Source organism: Rhizobium redzepovicii, from assembly GCF_019793435.1.
GTDB lineage: Bacteria > Pseudomonadota > Alphaproteobacteria > Rhizobiales > Rhizobiaceae > Rhizobium > Rhizobium redzepovicii.
On the sequence record NZ_JAILYH010000008.1, the window covers coordinates 17476 to 33383 of the forward strand.

Annotated in this window: 13 protein-coding genes, 1 pseudogene and 1 riboswitch; of the genes and pseudogenes, 5 read left to right on the forward strand and 9 right to left on the reverse strand. The window is 63.4% G+C overall.

What is annotated here, in order from left to right; genetic code table 11:
* Window position 1: 1 nt before the first annotated feature.
* Together K6N12_RS14085 and K6N12_RS14090 are read left to right on the forward strand one after the other, a co-directional pair.
* Complete coding sequence (locus tag K6N12_RS14085) at window positions 2–922, forward strand: nucleoside hydrolase (RefSeq protein WP_097629280.1); 921 nt, start codon at window positions 2–4, stop codon at window positions 920–922.
* Window positions 919–2706 carry an adenine deaminase gene (locus K6N12_RS14090; RefSeq protein WP_097629279.1) on the forward strand — a complete coding sequence of 596 codons (1788 nt, stop codon included), beginning with the start codon at window positions 919–921 and terminating at the stop codon, window positions 2704–2706. The genes K6N12_RS14085 and K6N12_RS14090 overlap by 4 nt, the downstream gene beginning before the upstream one ends.
* A 170-nt stretch (window positions 2707–2876) precedes the next feature.
* Here K6N12_RS14090 and K6N12_RS14095 read toward each other — a convergent pair whose 3' ends face one another.
* The 6 genes from K6N12_RS14095 to K6N12_RS14120 all read right to left on the reverse strand — a co-directional run bounded on the left by K6N12_RS14095 (window position 2877) and on the right by K6N12_RS14120 (window position 10672).
* On the reverse strand, window positions 2877–4052 hold the full coding sequence (locus K6N12_RS14095; RefSeq protein WP_097629278.1) for a M20 aminoacylase family protein: 1176 nt from the start codon (window positions 4050–4052) through the stop codon (window positions 2877–2879).
* Between the two features lie 91 nt (window positions 4053–4143).
* On the reverse strand, window positions 4144–5649 hold the full coding sequence (locus K6N12_RS14100; protein ID WP_097629277.1) for a tripartite tricarboxylate transporter permease: 1506 nt from the start codon (window positions 5647–5649) through the stop codon (window positions 4144–4146).
* 9 nt (window positions 5650–5658) lie between these two features.
* Window positions 5659–6120, reverse strand: a complete 462-nt coding sequence (locus tag K6N12_RS14105; RefSeq protein WP_088937727.1) for a tripartite tricarboxylate transporter TctB family protein — start codon at window positions 6118–6120, stop codon at window positions 5659–5661.
* A gap of 226 nt (window positions 6121–6346) precedes the next feature.
* Window positions 6347–7330: a tripartite tricarboxylate transporter substrate-binding protein gene (locus tag K6N12_RS14110; protein WP_097629276.1), complete on the reverse strand. Its 984-nt coding sequence runs from the start codon at window positions 7328–7330 to the stop codon at window positions 6347–6349.
* 214 nt (window positions 7331–7544) lie between these two features.
* Window positions 7545–8879: a sigma-54-dependent transcriptional regulator gene (locus K6N12_RS14115; protein ID WP_097629275.1), complete on the reverse strand. Its 1335-nt coding sequence runs from the start codon at window positions 8877–8879 to the stop codon at window positions 7545–7547.
* Complete coding sequence (locus tag K6N12_RS14120) at window positions 8876–10672, reverse strand: sensor histidine kinase (protein ID WP_275593019.1); 1797 nt, start codon at window positions 10670–10672, stop codon at window positions 8876–8878. Before K6N12_RS14120 ends, K6N12_RS14115 begins: the two co-directional genes overlap by 4 nt.
* A 179-nt stretch (window positions 10673–10851) precedes the next feature.
* Between K6N12_RS14120 and K6N12_RS14125 the strand changes: the two genes are divergently transcribed.
* Window positions 10852–11514, forward strand: a complete 663-nt coding sequence (locus tag K6N12_RS14125; RefSeq protein WP_131711041.1) for a sulfite oxidase-like oxidoreductase — start codon at window positions 10852–10854, stop codon at window positions 11512–11514.
* On the opposite strand, the pseudogene K6N12_RS14130 reads toward K6N12_RS14125, so the two are convergent.
* The 3 genes and pseudogenes from K6N12_RS14130 to K6N12_RS14140 form a co-directional block, all read right to left on the reverse strand.
* A pseudogene (locus tag K6N12_RS14130) lies at window positions 11499–12127 on the reverse strand (hypothetical protein). The gene K6N12_RS14125 and the pseudogene K6N12_RS14130 overlap by 16 nt on opposite strands.
* Window positions 12128–12177: 50 nt before the next feature.
* A complete protein-coding gene (locus K6N12_RS14135; RefSeq protein WP_097629272.1) occupies window positions 12178–12924 on the reverse strand; it encodes a CbtA family protein in 747 nt (248 codons plus the stop codon).
* A gap of 12 nt (window positions 12925–12936) precedes the next feature.
* Window positions 12937–13146, reverse strand: a complete 210-nt coding sequence (locus K6N12_RS14140) for a CbtB domain-containing protein (RefSeq protein WP_097629271.1) — start codon at window positions 13144–13146, stop codon at window positions 12937–12939.
* Window positions 13147–13158: 12 nt separating this feature from the next.
* Window positions 13159–13301, reverse strand: a riboswitch (adenosylcobalamin (AdoCbl) riboswitch).
* 76 nt (window positions 13302–13377) lie between these two features.
* Here K6N12_RS14140 and K6N12_RS14145 point away from each other — a divergent pair.
* Window positions 13378–13932, forward strand: a complete 555-nt coding sequence (locus tag K6N12_RS14145; RefSeq protein WP_097629270.1) for a histidine phosphatase family protein — start codon at window positions 13378–13380, stop codon at window positions 13930–13932.
* 401 nt (window positions 13933–14333) lie between these two features.
* Window positions 14334–15905 (forward strand): putative bifunctional diguanylate cyclase/phosphodiesterase, encoded by a 1572-nt coding sequence (locus tag K6N12_RS14150; RefSeq protein WP_097629269.1) that lies wholly within the window; start codon window positions 14334–14336, stop codon window positions 15903–15905.
* The last annotated feature ends 3 nt before the right edge of the window (window positions 15906–15908 follow it).

A 15908-nucleotide genomic window follows, 5' to 3' on the forward strand; every position in this document is an offset into this window, starting at 1 on the left:
CATGGGCGTCTGGATCGATACAGACATGGGCTTCGACGACATCGCCGCCATTCTGGTGGTGGCACAGTCGGAATTCGAAATCGACGGCATATCGCTGGTCTTCGGCAATGCGCCGCTGCCCCAGGTGAGAAGGAACGCCGCCGGCGCAGCCACTGCATTCGGCTGGAAGTTCCCCATCCACACCGGCCGCGCCATGCCGGTTCTCGGCAAGCTCGAAACCGCCCAGGCGATCCTCGGCGCAACCGGCATCCCGACGAGCGGCAGGAGCCTGCCGGAGGCATCAGCCCTTGCCGAAAGCGATGCCTTCTCAGCGCTTTGCCGCTGGCTGGAACGTGACGGCCAGCACCGCATCCTGGCGCTCGGACCGCTCACCAATATCGCCGCCGTGGCGCTCGCCCGCCCCGACCTCGCCGCCCGCATCGACGACCTCGTCTGGATGGGCGGCGGCGTCACATTGGGCAACCACACGGCGTCCGCTGAGTTCAACGCACTCGCCGATCCCGAAGCTCTGTCGATCGTCATCGCCCATGGCCTGCCGCTGCGCATGGTCGACCTCGACCTCTGCCGCAAGGTGCTGGCAAAGCCGGAGGATACCGAGCCGGTGCGCAATGCCGGCGGCACCAATGCCGAGCTGATCGCCGATCTATTTGCAGGTTACATTCGCATCGGCACCAGCCGCGGCCGTCCCGGTATGGCGATCTACGATCCTTCTGCCGCGGTCGCCTTCGTGGCTCCCGATATCGTCGGCTTCCGCCCCGCGCGCATCGACGTCGAGCTTCAGGGCAGCTTGACCCGTGGCCGCACCGTCGTCGAGACCCGCGCCACGCACGCGGCTTTCAATGCGCAATTCGCCGCCGAAATCGATGCCGATAGGGCGCGCGGGATCATTCTCGCCGCCTTGGTCAACGAGGCCCGCAAATGAACGCCACCCCTCGCCAAGAACCCGCCGATCTTAACGATCCCGCCTTGCGCGCCCGCGCCGTCGCGGCTGCACGCGGCGACGCCCCCTTCGATGTGCTGATTACCGGCGGCCGGCTGCTAGACGCGGTGACAGGCCTGATCCGGGAGGCCGATATCGGACTCGTCGGCGCGCTGATCGCAAGCGTCCATGCCCCGGCAAGCCGCACGGATGCGGCCGAGATCATCGATGCGGCGGGCAGCATCGCAACACCCGGCCTGATCGACACCCATATGCATATCGAAAGTTCGATGGTGACGCCGGCCGAATATGCGCGCGCCGTGCTGCCGCGCGGCGTCACCACCATCGTCTGGGATCCGCACGAATTCGGCAATGTCCATGGCCTTGATGGGGTGCGCTGGGCGATCGAGGCGGCACGCTCACTGCCGCTGCGCATGATCCTGCTCGCCCCCTCCTGCGTGCCGTCGGCACCGGGCCTGGAATTGGCCGGCGCCGATTTCGATGCCGCCGTCATCGCCGAGATGCTGCGCTCGCCGGCCGTAGGCGGCGTTGCCGAGGTCATGAACATGCGCGGCGTCATCGACGGCGATCCGCGCATGAACGCCATCGTCAATGCCGGTCTTGCCACTGGCAAGCTCGTTTGTGGCCATGCCCGCGGCCTTGGGGGTGCCGACCTCAACGCCTTCATGGCAGCGGGCGTCACCTCCGACCACGAACTTACTTCCGGCGCCGACCTCGCCGCCAAGCTTTCAGCCGGCCTGACGATCGAGCTGCGCGGCTCCCACGACCATCTGCTGCAGGAATTCGTCGAGGTGCTGAACGGTCTCGGCCACCTGCCCGCGACCGTGACGCTCTGCACCGACGACGTCTTTCCCGATGAACTCGATCAAAGCGGCGGCCTCGACGACGTCATCCGCCGCCTCGTGCGCTACGGCATGAAGCCGGAATGGGCGCTCTGCGCTGCGACCTTCAACGCCGCTCAGCGCCTGAAGCGCTCCGATCTCGGCCTTGTCGCCGCTGGCCGCCGCGCCGACATCGTGCTCTTCGAAGATCTTGAGGAATTCCGGGCGCGGCTGGTCATCTCAAGCGGCCGCATCGTCGCCCGCAACGGCAGCATGCAGGTCGACATCCAGCAGCTCGACACGGCGCCGCTTGAAAATTCGGTGAAGCTGCCGCAATTCACCGAGGATGATTTCCGCATCCCGTCGAGAGGCGAACGCGTCCGGGTCGCCACCATCGACCGCCCGCGTTTCACGCAATGGGGTGAGGCGGAGACGGAGGTCACGAATGGCTTCGTGGTACCGCCGGCCGGCAGCGCCATGATCGCCGTCGCCCATCGCCACGGCAAGGCCGACCGCATCCCGCGCCTCGGCTTCCTCACCGGCTGGGGCGACTGGCGCGGCGCCTTCTGCACCACCGTTTCGCATGACAGCCACAACCTCACCGTCTTCGGCGGCAATGCGCGCGACATGGCGCTCGCCGCCAACGCCGTCATATCAGCCGGCGGCGGCATGGCGGTCGCCAAAGACGGCGCGATCGAGGCAATCTTGCCGCTGCCGCTCTCCGGCCTGGTGACCGACGCATCGCTGAAGGACACAGCTTCGGCCTTCGCCGGCATCCGCAAGGCCATGGAAAAAATCGTCGACTGGAAACCGCCCTACCGGGTCTTCAAGGCCTGCTTCGGCGCCACGCTTGCCTGCAATGCCGGCCCGCACCAGACGGACCGGGGGATTGCCGATGTGGTGACGGGCAAGGTGCTGGAAAGCCCGGTGCTGGAGGTTTTGTAGGGTCGGGGCGCACAGACCGCAACCAAGGGATTGCGGTGCAGTCCCTCATCCGCCCTACGGGCCACCTTCTCCCCGAGAGGAGAAGAGGAGTCGAGACGTCGCAGCAACCCTCTTCTCCCCAGCGGGGAGAAGGTGGCCCGAAGGGTCGGATGAGAGGGTGCGGCAAACGCTTAAGTTTCCCTTTTCAACTCCCGCTCCACCAACGCCACCCAATAAGCCGCCCCATACCCAAGCGCCTCATCATTGAAATCGTAAGCGGTGTTGTGATGCAGCGCCCCGTCCACTGCCGGGCCGTTGCCGAGCCAGACGTAGCAGCCTGGCGAATTCTGCGCGAAGAAGGCAAAGTCGTCGCCTGCTGTCGACGGCGGAAAGCTTGTCCGCACCTTCCCGCCGAACACCGCGCCGGCGGCGGCAAGCGCTCGGGAGGTCGCATCCCCATCATTGACGACGGGCGGAATGCGCCGCTCGAAACGATAATCGGCCGATATGCCGTACATGGCGGCCGTTCCGCTGGCCAGCCGACCAATCTCGCTCTCCAACTGATCGCGCACATCGGGCGAATAAGCTCGCGCCGTCCCGCCGATCTCTACGATATCGGGAATGACATTCAAAGCCTTCGGGTCGCCCGCCTGCAGGAAACAGGCGCTGACAACCGCCGGCTGCAGCGGATCGACCACCCGCCCGACGATCGTCTGCAGCGATGACAGGAAGGTGGCGGCGGCCGTGATCGGATCGCGGCCGAGATGCGGCTTGGCGCCGTGCGTGCCGATGCCGCGAAAGGTGATGCGCCAGCTGTCGGAGGAGGCGAGCTGCGGCCCCTCGACCACGGCAATCTCGTCGACCGACAGTCCCGGCATATTGTGCAGCCCGTAGACAGCGTCGCAGGGGAAAAGCTTGAACAGCCCCTCCTCCACCATGCGCTTCGCGCCGCCACGGCCCTCTTCGGCCGGCTGGAAGATGAAATGCACCGTGCCCGAAAAACCCCGCGTCGCCGCCAGATGACGCGCGGCACCCAGCAGCATCGTGGTGTGGCCATCATGGCCGCAGGCATGCATCTTTCCGGGTACGGTCGATTTATAAGCCCGCTCCGCCGTTTCAGGCATGGCGAGCGCATCCATATCGGCCCTGAGCCCGATCCTGCGCGTGCCGTTGCCGACTGTGAGCGTGCCGACCACGCCGGTGCCGGCCAGCCCGCGATGCACCGTGATATTAGCCTCCTCGAGAAGCCTCGCGACGATGCCGGCAGTGCGCTCCTCCTCGAAGCCGAGTTCGGGATAGGCATGCAGATCGCGGCGCAAAGAGATCAGGAACGGCAGATCGTCCTTGATCCGGGCGGGGATGCTCATGAGCCTGAATGTCCTGTCAAGCGTAACGGGCGCCCATCGGCGCCCGCGTCAGATCATCCTTTGTTCATCAAACAGGCCGCAAGTTCAACCATCAAGTCTCTTCGACGAACACCTCTTCGCGCTTCTTCTTGACGCTCGGCAGGAAGACCACGATCAGCACGGCGACCGCGATCGCCAGCAGCGTGGCGCTGATCGGCCGTGTGACGAAGGTCATCGGATCGCCGCGCGACAGGATCATCGCCCGCCGCAGGTTCTCCTCAAGCAGTGGCCCGAGCACAAAGCCGAGCAGGAGCGGCGCCGGCTCGCAGCGAAGCTTTGCCAGCACGTAGCCGATCAACCCGAAGAAGGCGACGGCATAGAGGTCGTAGACATTGGCGTTGACGCTGTAGACCCCGATCGAGCAGAAGGCCATGATGACGGGGAAAAGCACGTAATAGGGCACGGTTAAGAGTTTCACCCAGAGCCCGATCAGCGGCAGGTTGAGGATAACCAGCATCAGGTTGCCGATCCACATCGAGGCGATGATGCCCCAGAACAGCGCCGGCTGCTCGGTGGCGACATTCGGTCCCGGGACGATCCCCTGAATGATCATCGCGCCGACCATCAGCGCCATGACGGGATTGGCCGGAATGCCGAGCGTCAAAAGCGGAATGAACGAGGTCTGCGCCCCTGCATTGTTGGCCGATTCCGGCCCCGCCACGCCGGCAACGGCGCCCTTGCCGAATTCCTCCGGCGTCTTCGACAGGCGTTTCTCCACCGTATAGGAGGCAAAGGAGGCAAGGATCGCGCCGCCACCCGGTAGAATGCCGAGCGCCGAACCGATCGCCGTGCCGCGAATGATCGGCGCAATCATTTCCTTGAATTCCTGACGAGACGGTAAAAGGCCGGACACCTTGGCCATTAGTACGGTACGTGTCGACTCGCCTTCGAGGTTGCGGAGGATTTCCGCCACGCCGAAGACACCGACGGCGAGCGCCACAAAATTCAGCCCGTCGGCATATTCGCGGATGCCGAGCGTGAAGCGCGGCGTGCCGGTATAGATGTCGGTGCCGACCAGACCGAGCAGCAACCCGAGCGCCACCATCGCTAAGGCCTTGACGACGGAGCCGTGCGCAAGCGCGATCGACGAAACGAGGCCGACGATCATCAGCGAGAAATATTCCGCCGAGCCGAATTGCAGCGCAATCGCGGTGAGCGGCGGCGCGAAGATCGCAACGAGGAAGGTCGAGACCGTGCCGGCAAAGAACGAACCGAGTGCTGCGATCGCAAGCGCTGCCCCCGCCCTGCCCTTGCGCGCCATCTGGTAACCGTCGATCGCGGTGACGGCGGAGGAGGATTCGCCCGGCATGTTGATGAGGATCGCCGTCGTCGAACCGCCGTACTGGGCGCCGTAATAGATACCGGCCAGCATGATCAGCGAGGAGACCGGTTCGAGCTGGAAGGTGATCGGCAAAAGCATGGCGATCGTCGCCGTGGCGCCGATACCGGGCAGCACCCCGATCAGCGTGCCGAGCAGCACGCCGATCAGGCAGAAAAGCAGATTGTCAAGAGTGCCGGCTGTCGCAAAACCGAGCGCGAGATTGCTGAAAAGGTCCATCATCGCCTCCTAGAACCGGACCCAGGGGCCGAAACGCTCGAACGGCAGGCCGAGGCCATAGCTGAAAACCGCAACCGAAAAGACCGTCAGCAGCAGCGAAAGGATGATCGCGAAGAACACGTTCATCTTTTGCGATGCGAAGCAGGCGATGAACGCGGTAAAAAACAGCGCCGGCGCAAATCCGAGCCCGCGCACCGTCAGCCCGAAAAAGACGGGCGCTGGCAGGATGAAGAACATGCCGCGCCAGGCGAAGAGACCGATCGGCTCTCCCTCGACGCGCAACGCCTGAATGAAGATGATCGCGCCGAGAAGCACGAGCACGCAGGCCAGCACCAGCGGAAAATAACCGGGTCCCATGCGCACCGCCGTGCCGAGGTCGAGCCCCAGCGACTGGATGGCGAAGAAAGCGCCGGTCGCGACGAAAAGCCCGCCGCAGATCGCATTGGTCGTATCGAAACTGATGGATTTCATGGTGTCTCCTGGAGTTGGAGATGGAGCGTCGTTGCTGCAGCGATTTCCCCTCATCCGCCTGCCGGCACCTTCGCCCCGCAAGCGGGGAGAAGAGGATCCGCCGCCGGCCTCTGCCACTATTCTTCGGGCAGGTCCTCTCCCCGTTCAGGGTCGAAAGGACGGGTCGAGACCAGTGGCTCGACCCCGGTCGGGTTAGGGTGAGGGGCTATTCCTGGCACATCCCTCACTAGTCCGCATATTCCCCCGCAGCCTCGATCACGGGCTTCCAGCGGGCTATCTCGCTTTCAAGCTTGGCCTTCAGCGCAGCCGGCGTCGCATCGGCGTCGGAGGATGGCGTCGTGCCGAGCTCGGCGAAACGGGCACCGACATTCGGGTCCTTCAGAGCAACCTGCAGCGACTTCGACAGGCGTTCGTTGATGGCGGCCGGCGTGCCCTTCGGCGTGTAGATGCCGTGCCAGATGCCGACTTCGAAGCCTGGCAGGCCGGCTTCAACTGCGGTCGGAATGTCCTTCATCACGTCGAGGCGCTTCGGCGAGGTCACGGCATAGGCCTTGATCGTGCCGCCCTGGATCTGCTTGGTCGTGTTGGTCGTCTGGTCGCACATGACGTCGACCTGGCCGCCGAGAAGGTCGGTCATGGCAGGGCCGGTGCCCTTGTAGGGAACGGTCGTGAGCTGTGTCTGGATGGCGCTCATGAACATCATGCCGCACAGATGCGAGGCCGCACCGATACCGGCATTCGCGACCGTCACCTTGTCCTTGTTGGCCTTGACGTATTCGATCAGGGCCTTGAGGTCGGTCGGCTCGAAATCCTTGCGCGCGACGATCGTCATCGGCACCTCGGTGACGAGGCCGACATAGTCGAAGGCACCGAGCGTGTCATAGGCGAGCTTGCGGTAGAGCGTGGCGCTGGTCGCCATGCCGATATGGTGAAGCAGGATCGTGTAGCCGTCGGGATCGGCGCTCGCCACGCGGCCGGCGCCGAGCGTCCCGCCGGCGCCGCCGACATTTTCGACGACGATCTGCTGACCGAGATCCTTCGACATGGATTCGGCGACGAGGCGCGCGACGGTGTCGGTCGGGCCGCCGGCCGCAAAGGGCACGACCATGGTGATGGTGCGTTCGGGATAGGTCTGCGCCGAAGCGGCGCCGGCGAGAAGAGAGACTGCGGCAGCCGCGGTCAGGCCAAGCATGGCCTTCAGAATTTTCATCGTTTCCTCCCTGATGAAACAAGCAAGCCCGCCGACACATCCTCCGCGCCGGGCATGACCTATTTGCCGCCGGGAAAAACCGACCCGCAATCAGTGCGGCCACTTTTGACAGACGATTTTGCGTCAGTGCGATGCAGCATGGGTCGATTTGGAAACAAACGGCTTGTGCGATGGGTGGATTTCCACCCATAACGAACACAGGCAACCGCCGAGATTAGTCCTCGGTGGTCAGCATCCGCTTGTCGAGGCCATATTTCTGCATCTTTTCGTAGAGGGTCTTCCGGGAAATGCCGAGTGTCTCATAGACCGGCTTGAGGCTGCCGCCATGCGCCACCAGCGCGCTGGCAATGACACCCCGCTCGAATTCGGCGACGCGCTCCGCAAGCCCGGTCGCCTCGCCGGTCTGTGGGCCGCCATCGTCGAGACCGAGAACCAAACGGTCGGCCGCATTCCTCAGTTCACGCACATTGCCCGGCCAGTCGCGCTGGGCGATGTCGGAGATCACCTCGGGCGGCACGGCCACCTCGTCGCGGCCGTAGCGGGCGGCGGCTTCCCGCACCAACTGCAGAAAGAGCAGTGGAACGTCCGCCCGCCGCTGCGACAGCGACGGCACATGCAGCGTCGCAACGTTCAGCCGGTAGAACAGGTCGGCGCGGAAACGCCCCGCCGCCACCTCCGCCTCGAGATCCACCTTGCTAGTCGCGATAAAGCGCACGTCAAGTGCCACCGTCTCATTCGATCCCAACCGGGAAATCATCCGCTCCTGCAGCACCCGTAGGAACTTTGCCTGCAGGTCGAAGGGCATGGAGCCGATTTCATCAAGCAGAATGGTGCCGCCGCGCCCGTGTTCGAATTTTCCGTAACGCGGCCTTACCGCGCCCGGAAAGGCGCCGACCTCATGGCCGAAAAGCTCGCTCTCGATCAGGTTCGCCGGCAGGGCGGCGCAATTGATTGCGATGAACGGCCGGCTTGCCCGGCCGCTGATATCGTGGAGCGCCCGCGCCACCACCTCCTTGCCGGCTCCCGTCTCGCCGACAATGAGCGTATCGGCATCGCTCGCCCCGATCGCACGGATGCGATAGCGCAGGTCCACCATCACCTGCGTGCGCCCCGGCAGCCGCGCCTCGATATCGTCGCGTTTGCCGGCGACCGCCTTCAGCAGCCGGTTTTCAAGCACGAGGCCGCGCCGCTCCATCGCCCGGCGGATGACGCCGGCGAGCATTTCGGGCGTGAACGGCTTCTCGATGAAATCATAGGCGCCTTCGCGCATCGCCTTCACCGCAAGCTGCACGTCGCCGTGGCCGGTGACGAGAATGACCGGCACCTCCGGATCGATCTCGCGGATCTTCTGCATCAGCGTCATGCCATCAATGCCGGGCATGCGGATATCGCTGACGACGACGCCGGGAAAGCTGTAGCCGATCAGTTCCAGCACATGGTCGCCGTTGGAAAAGGTCTCGACGCTGAAGCCTGATAGTTCCAGCGCCTGCGCCGTCGAACGGCGCAACTCCTCCTCGTCATCGACCAGAAGGATCTTCGCATCGTTCATTCCGCCGCCTCCGGCATCAGCCCCGCCGCCGATTGCAGCTCGATGCGGAACACCGCACCGCCGTCAGGATGATTGACGGCGGCAAGGCTGCCGCCGAAGTCCTTGACGATATTGTAGGAGATCGAAAGCCCGAGGCCGAGACCCTTGCCAACGCCTTTGGTCGTGAAGAACGGGTCAAAGATGCGCTCGCCGATTGCCGGTGGCACGCCCGGCCCATGGTCGCGTACCGTCAACACCACCTTGCCGGCTTCCTCGAAGGCCGAAATCTCGATGCGCCTGTCGTCCAGGCCTTCCACGGCATCGGCCGCATTGGAAATCACATTCACCAGCACCTGCTGCAAACGCACCGAGCCGGCACGCACCACCGGCGGACGCGGCCCGAGATCGAGCAACAGCTCTGCTTCCGCCGCCTTCAGCCGCCAGGCGATGATCTCGAGCGTATCGCGCATAGCCTCGTCGAGCGAAACAGGACCGAGCTTCTCGTTCGGCTTACGGGCGAAGTTGCGCAGGTGACGGCTGATCGATGCCATCCGGTCGATCAGCCCGCCGATGCGCCGGATATTGTCCCGCGCCTCCTCCGTCCGACCGCGATCAATGAGCACCGAGGCGCTGTCCGTATAGGTCTTGGCGGCGGCGAGCGGCTGGTTGAACTCGTGGGAAAGGGCAGCCGACATCTGTCCGAGACCGGCAAGTTTTCCGGCCTGGATGAGGTCGGCCTGGGTCTGGCGCAGCTGCTGCTCGGTCAACCGCCGCTCGGCTATTTCCTCTTCGATGCGGCTGTTGACGCGAGCAAGGTCGGCCGTGCGTTCCTCGACGCGCCGTTCCAGCTCGTTGCGGGCCTCGGCCTGCAACTGCATGCGCTCGGCAAGCCGCGCCCGCCGTTGGCGCAGAACTGCGACCGCAAGCCCGGCGATGCAGAGGATGAGAAAGACGGCCGCAAGCGCCGTGCGCGCCTGGGCGCGAATGGAACTCGTTTCCATCAGCACGTTCACCGTCCAATCTTCGGTCGGCATGTAGTGCGAGAGCACCAGATATTCGCTAGACCCGCGCTCGCCGTTAAGCGTCATCAGCTCATGCGGCTCAAAGCGCTGGCGCGACACCGGCAACTCTGTCAGCCTGGCATTGGCATAACGCCGCGACGCTTCCGTCCGTGCGATACGGTCAGCCGTCAGCGGCAGGATCGCCCCGTACAGCCATTCCGGGCTGCCCGACATGAAGATGATACCCTCCGGATCGGAAACGAAGATCTTGTATTCGCCGCCGCCCCAGGAGGCTTCGATCATGTCGATATCGACCTTGAAGACGATGACGCCACGAATATCCGCCTCCACCCTGATAGGCGCCGAGAAATAATAGCCGCGCTTTAGCGAGGTAGTGCCGAGTGCATAGAACCGCGCCTGCCGGCCTTCGATCGCGTCCTGGAAATAAGGCCGGTAGCTGAAATTCTGCCCGACGAAGCTTCCCGGTCCATCGTAATTGCTGGCCGCGATGGTCTCTCCATCAGGTTTGACCACATAAATGTCGGAGGATTTCAGCAGGCCGTTGATCTCCTTGAGATAGAGATTGGCCGCATCGCGCAAGACCGCATCCTCGGGTGCACTCACCAGTTCCTTGATGTCGTCGTGATCGGCGATCAGTGCCGGCAGCGCCTCGTAGCGGTTGAGGTGACCGCTGAGGGCCGAGACGGCAAGGCGCAACGCCGTTCCCGCCTGCGCCGAGGCTTCCCCCATATAGGCGCGCGTCGCGATCGCGCTTCCATAGGTGAAGAAGGCGAAGATGATCACCGGCACCACCAGCAACGCCGCTATCGCACGATATCTCGAAGACAGATCCGGCTCCTCCCCTTTCCGCCTCCACTCCCCAGTGAGGCATACCCAAGTCTAATAATACCGGCAGCGATTTCCAAGGGCCGTCGAACTTGACACCCGGCAAAGGCCGATATCCTATTGCTGCATCGCAAGGGAACCCTATCATGAGTGACGACAACACGCCCGCCGATAGCAAGCTCACCAGCTCCAAGCGGCGCTGGGCGGCTGAGGGCAAGTTCCTGACTGGTCGCATAGCCCGCCCTGAAACCGAGCGCCTGCCGCCCGGCCAGCACCTCGTCAAGAACTGGCCGGTGCTCGATCTCGGCCAGCAGCCCGTCATATCCACCGAAACCTGGCGTCTCGAAGTGCGCGGCCTTGTCGAAACCCCGCTCACCCTCACCTGGGCCAACTTCCACGCGATTGAGCAGAGCACCAAGGTCAGCGATATCCACTGCGTCACCACCTGGTCGCGCTACGACAACAAATGGAAGGGTGTTTCCACGCGCGATCTGCTCGATCTCGCCATGCCGAAGCCGGAAGCCGCTTACGTCATGCTGACGAGTTATGATGGCTATACCACCAACCTGCCGCTTGCCGACTTCGCCGCCGAGGACGCGATCCTAGTGACATCCTGGGAAGGCCTGCCGCTGACGCCGGACCACGGCGGCCCGATGCGCCTCGTCGTGCCGCATCTTTACTTCTGGAAAAGCGCCAAATGGCTGCGCCGCATCGAACTGATGCCGGAGGACGAAGCCGGCTTCTGGGAAAAGAACGGCTATCATATGTATGGCGATCCGTGGCGCGAGCAGCGCTATTCCGACGATTGAGTCTTCGGCCGCAGAAAGCGGCCCAGCGCAAGGACACCAAGCCCGAGCATCAAGGCGAGCGCCGTCAGCGACGCCATGCTGGCGGGATGAAGCGGCACCTTGCTCCAGCGTGGATTGACGAGACCGGCGGTGTTGAAGGCCTCGCCGCTGAACCGGCAGGTGATGAGCGCAAGCCCGCGCCGCACCATGTCGGCGTCGACCGCGGAAATGATTTCACTCGCCACAGCCCGCTCCCCTGGCATCTCGCGCATCGCCATCAACACAGCTTTCGTCGCCGCGAGGTAGGCGTGGGCGCATTCGTTGAAGGGACTTTCCTCGTCGGCCACGCTGCCCGGCATCCGCCCCCAAAGACAATAGGAATATTGGATTTCGGCATAGTTCAGAACGCGGCGGAAGGGCTCGTTTGTATCGACTGCGCGGGACACAGGCCGATAATTCGGCCGCGATAGTGCGAAATCACCGCCATCTCGCCATGCGAAATTTCTGGGATATCGAGACCCGCTTGGCTGCCGCCGGCGCTGCGACTATGAGCAAGGGCGTTTTCAGCAGGCATGCAAAAGAAGGCGGCGGCAAAGGCCGCCGACAGGATTGATATGGCTCTGCTGCTTTTCATGGTCGCTTGAAAACCCAAGGGCGCCGGCAAAACGGCGCCCTTCATTGCGTTCAGCGGAGTGCCGTTGCCGGCCGGCTCCGCTGGCCGCCCTTCGCAGCAAGCCGCTTTTCCGCCAGCGCCCCGAAGCCAAGGCCAAGTGTTGCCCAGAGGATCGCATGCATGGCGAGCGTTGTCGTCCGGAAACGCCAGAGCACCATGGCCGAGAAGTTCTCCGGCACCTCGTTGATCGGCGGCAGCAGATAGAGCACGAGCACGATGAAGACGAGATAGGCGATGCCGGCAATGATCGCGCCGTTCCAGAGGCCGAAACGCTCGGAAAGACGGCGCGACAGCGCCACCGCGGCAATCAGCGCGGCGAGCGAGACGACAATCATCAGGAAGAACAGCTCGGTCCTGACGCCGATCGTATCGGCATTGCCGACCGCCGGCGGGTTGGCCGGATATTTGATAGCGGGAACGAGCACGATCGCCACGTAGGCGAAAATGGCGATGACCGCCGAGGTGCCGCGCGCCGAAAGATTGCTGACGCGGCCGTGCACGAAAGCAAAAGCGAGCGCGAAAAGCCCGCCGACGGCGATGCTGTAAGCCATGACGCCGGTGAAAAGGCCGAGACCGGCCTGGGTGGCCCGGCTGACGATTTCAGGTTCGGCAGCTTCGCCGGCCGCCTGGGCGCTCGCCTCCTCGAAAGCGATCGCCGCATCGACCAGCGGCTCGCCGAAGACATGGGCGAAAGCGAAAACGAGGATGCCACCGAGCAGCCCCGCGAGCATGCCGCGAAGGAGAAGGTTTCCAACCATGTCAATATCTCCCTAGTGGCAGGGAAAGCCAAGGAGATGGCGGGCGTCATGCACGAATTCGTGCACATACATGCCGTTGAACAGCGCCATCGCGCCTTCCTCGGTGCCAACGAAATAGATGGCGATAAGCATCAGCAGGCCGCCGAAGATCGCCCAGGGCAGGATTTCGCCGACGGGGATCGGGGCCGGCGCCGCGGCGGGCGCGAAAGTGGTGTCAGACATGTATTCCTCCGGAATGACGCGTTCAGTCGAAAGAGTGTTTGTGCGGTAAGGTCTGACTTCCAGCGTGAAAAAGCTTCAACACGCTGGTCACAGTGGCGCGACCGCGCCGGATTTCCACCGGCTTCCAAACCCGCAACAACACGGTTATATCTGCTCGCCGAAGAGACTGTCAACGAAACTTCACGAGCCGGCAAAGGGCCGTCCCACTGCACCCCGGGAGATCGGAAGACTGTGAATACGCGCCTCACCTGGATCTGCCACGGCGCGACGACGGCGAGCCGCAAGACGCTGTTCCCACTTGACGAACCGCTGGAAGGCAAGGCGGCGGAAGACGCCGGCCGGATGGCTGCCCCACCCCGCGCCGACCGTATCGCCACCAGCCCCGCTTTGCGCGCCCGCCAGACCGCTGACGCGCTCCGCCTCGAAGCCCGGATAGATCAGGCGCTGCGTGACTGCGACCATGGCCGCTGGGCCGGCAGGTCGATCACAACGATCGAGGCCGAAGAGCCGGAGAACCTCGTGGCCTGGATGAGCGATCCGGAAGCGGCCCCGCATGGTGGCGAAAGCCTTCTTGATCTCAGAACACGCGTCGCCGGCTGGATGGACGGTGAATCCGCCCTCGGCGGCCATGTGATTGCCATCAGCCACGCGGCCGTGATCCGGGCGGCGGTCGCCCATGTGCTTCAGGCGCCGCACTCCTCCTTCTGGCGGAGCGATATCGAGCCGCTCGCCATCGTTTGCATGACCAGCAATGGCAGCCGCTGGTCTCTGCGCTTTCCGTATTAGCGGCTCCTCATTTTATCCAGCCTTACACAAGCAAATCGCGTCATCTCTATTGAACCGGGTTTGACCGGGACTACTTCCTTTCCCAAGGAGATGGAAGAATGACATATGATTGGAGTGGGGAGCGCACGCGTCGTCTGCGTTTGATGCGTGTCGCCACAATCACGGTTCTGGTCGGTCTCATCGTCAGCGTTCCGCTGCTGATCGTCACCGCCTGAAGCACGAGAAAAGGCGAGCGATGCACCAGCACGCTCGCCTTCGTTCTTTCCCGTCCCGGCTCAGCATCCTCAGTCCCTCAACGGTGCAGCAACAGGCTGCCGCCTCCAAAAATTCGCCTTCTGGTTTCAACGAACATTTCAGACTTTCATGATAGTTCGGCAGATGGTGGAGATGGAGAAGGCCACATGCCGGTGTTTTTCCAGAGCAGGGCCGGAAGGCAATGCGTATCGATCGTCGGGCTTGGGATAACTCTCTGGCTCCTCGGCGCGCTTTTGCAGCTTGACGACAGCCTTGTCTTCTTCATGACCGGTTTCGGCGAATACGGCGCCGACAAACTCGTTCTGGCGCTTGGCATCGCCGGCGCCATGAGCTTCATCTATTCGGTGCTGCGCATCGCCGACCTGCGCAAGGAAACGGAACTGCGCGCCGCCGCCCAGGCGAAGGCCGATTGGACCGCGACCCACGACCATCTGACCAAGCTGCCGAACCGCTACGCCTTCGAACGCAAGATCCTCTCACGGCCGATCAAGGACGACGAGGACCAGATCGAGGAGTGGGACGAGAACGTCACGCTTTTCTCCGTCGATCTCGACGGCTTCAAGAAAGTCAACGATCTCGTCGGCCACAAGGGGGGCGACATTCTGCTGATCGAGGTTGCCCGGCGGATCTGCGCGCTCGGCAATGCCGATTGCGTCTATCGATTCGGCGGCGACGAATTCATCATTGTAGCCTTTGCCCTGACAGCGCAGCGGGAGGAGCGCTTTGCCAAGCTGCTGATCCAGGCGGTCACCAGGCCGATCCATATCGATGGTTTTGCCGTCGAAGTCGGCGCCAGCGTCGGCTACGACCGCTGGGCCGAGGGAACCGAACCGCTGGAGGATGCCGCTCATCGGGCCGACCTCGCCATGTACGAGGCGAAATCACGCGGCCCCAACCATTATTTCGTTTTCGAACCGGCCATGCAGGACAAGGTCACGGAACGCGCAGCGCTGGAAACCAGATTGCGCGCCGCAATCTCCAGCAAGGCGATCAAACCCTTTTATCAGCCGCTGATCGACCTGAAGACCGGTCAGCTCTGCGGCTTCGAGGCCTTGGCGCGCTGGATCAGTGACGATGGCGTCAACATACCGCCGCCTGTTTTCATCGATATCGCCGAGGAAAACGGGATGATCACCGCATTGTTCGAGGATCTTCTCGCCCAGGCCTGCAGCGACGCACTCACCTGGCCGGACCATGTGATGTTGTCCTTCAACGTCTCGCCGGTGCAGATGGAAGACAGGCTTCTGACGTCGCGTATTCTCAAAGTCCTTGCGGCAAGCCGGCTGCCGCCGCAGCGCCTGGAGGTGGAGATCACCGAGAACGCGCTGATCCAGGATCCCGTCGTCGCCGCCGTCATCCTCGACGAGCTGCACGCGGCCGGCATCCAGATCGCGCTCGACGATTTCGGCACGGGCTATTCGAGTCTGGCCCAGCTCGCCCGTTATCATTTCGACAAGATCAAGATCGACAAAAGCTTCATCGCCACCTATCGCGGCGACGAACGCCAGGAAAAGATCGTCCGCGCTATGCTTGGCCTCGGCCGGAGCCTCAACATCAAGACGACTGCCGAAGGCGTCGAGGAGCACGGCCAGCTTGCCTTCCTGCTGCAGCTTGGCTGCGACATCGGCCAAGGCTATCTTTTCGGCAAGGCAATGCCCGCCGCCGAGGCGGGCATCTTCATCAGCGATCGCAATGCCAGTCTGGCCTCCACGGCCTGACGC

Coding starts and splice junctions, on each gene's coding strand:
- K6N12_RS14085 (WP_097629280.1), top strand. CDS start 2: ATGGGCGTCTGGATCGATACAGACATGGGCTTCGACGACATCGCCGCC.
- K6N12_RS14090 (WP_097629279.1), top strand. CDS start 919: ATGAACGCCACCCCTCGCCAAGAACCCGCCGATCTTAACGATCCCGCC.
- K6N12_RS14095 (WP_097629278.1), bottom strand. CDS start 4,052: ATGAGCATCCCCGCCCGGATCAAGGACGATCTGCCGTTCCTGATCTCT.
- K6N12_RS14100 (WP_097629277.1), bottom strand. CDS start 5,649: ATGGACCTTTTCAGCAATCTCGCGCTCGGTTTTGCGACAGCCGGCACT.
- K6N12_RS14105 (WP_088937727.1), bottom strand. CDS start 6,120: ATGAAATCCATCAGTTTCGATACGACCAATGCGATCTGCGGCGGGCTT.
- K6N12_RS14110 (WP_097629276.1), bottom strand. CDS start 7,330: ATGAAAATTCTGAAGGCCATGCTTGGCCTGACCGCGGCTGCCGCAGTC.
- K6N12_RS14115 (WP_097629275.1), bottom strand. CDS start 8,879: ATGAACGATGCGAAGATCCTTCTGGTCGATGACGAGGAGGAGTTGCGC.
- K6N12_RS14125 (WP_131711041.1), top strand. CDS start 10,852: ATGAGTGACGACAACACGCCCGCCGATAGCAAGCTCACCAGCTCCAAG.
- K6N12_RS14135 (WP_097629272.1), bottom strand. CDS start 12,924: ATGGTTGGAAACCTTCTCCTTCGCGGCATGCTCGCGGGGCTGCTCGGT.
- K6N12_RS14140 (WP_097629271.1), bottom strand. CDS start 13,146: ATGTCTGACACCACTTTCGCGCCCGCCGCGGCGCCGGCCCCGATCCCC.
- K6N12_RS14150 (WP_097629269.1), top strand. CDS start 14,334: ATGCCGGTGTTTTTCCAGAGCAGGGCCGGAAGGCAATGCGTATCGATC.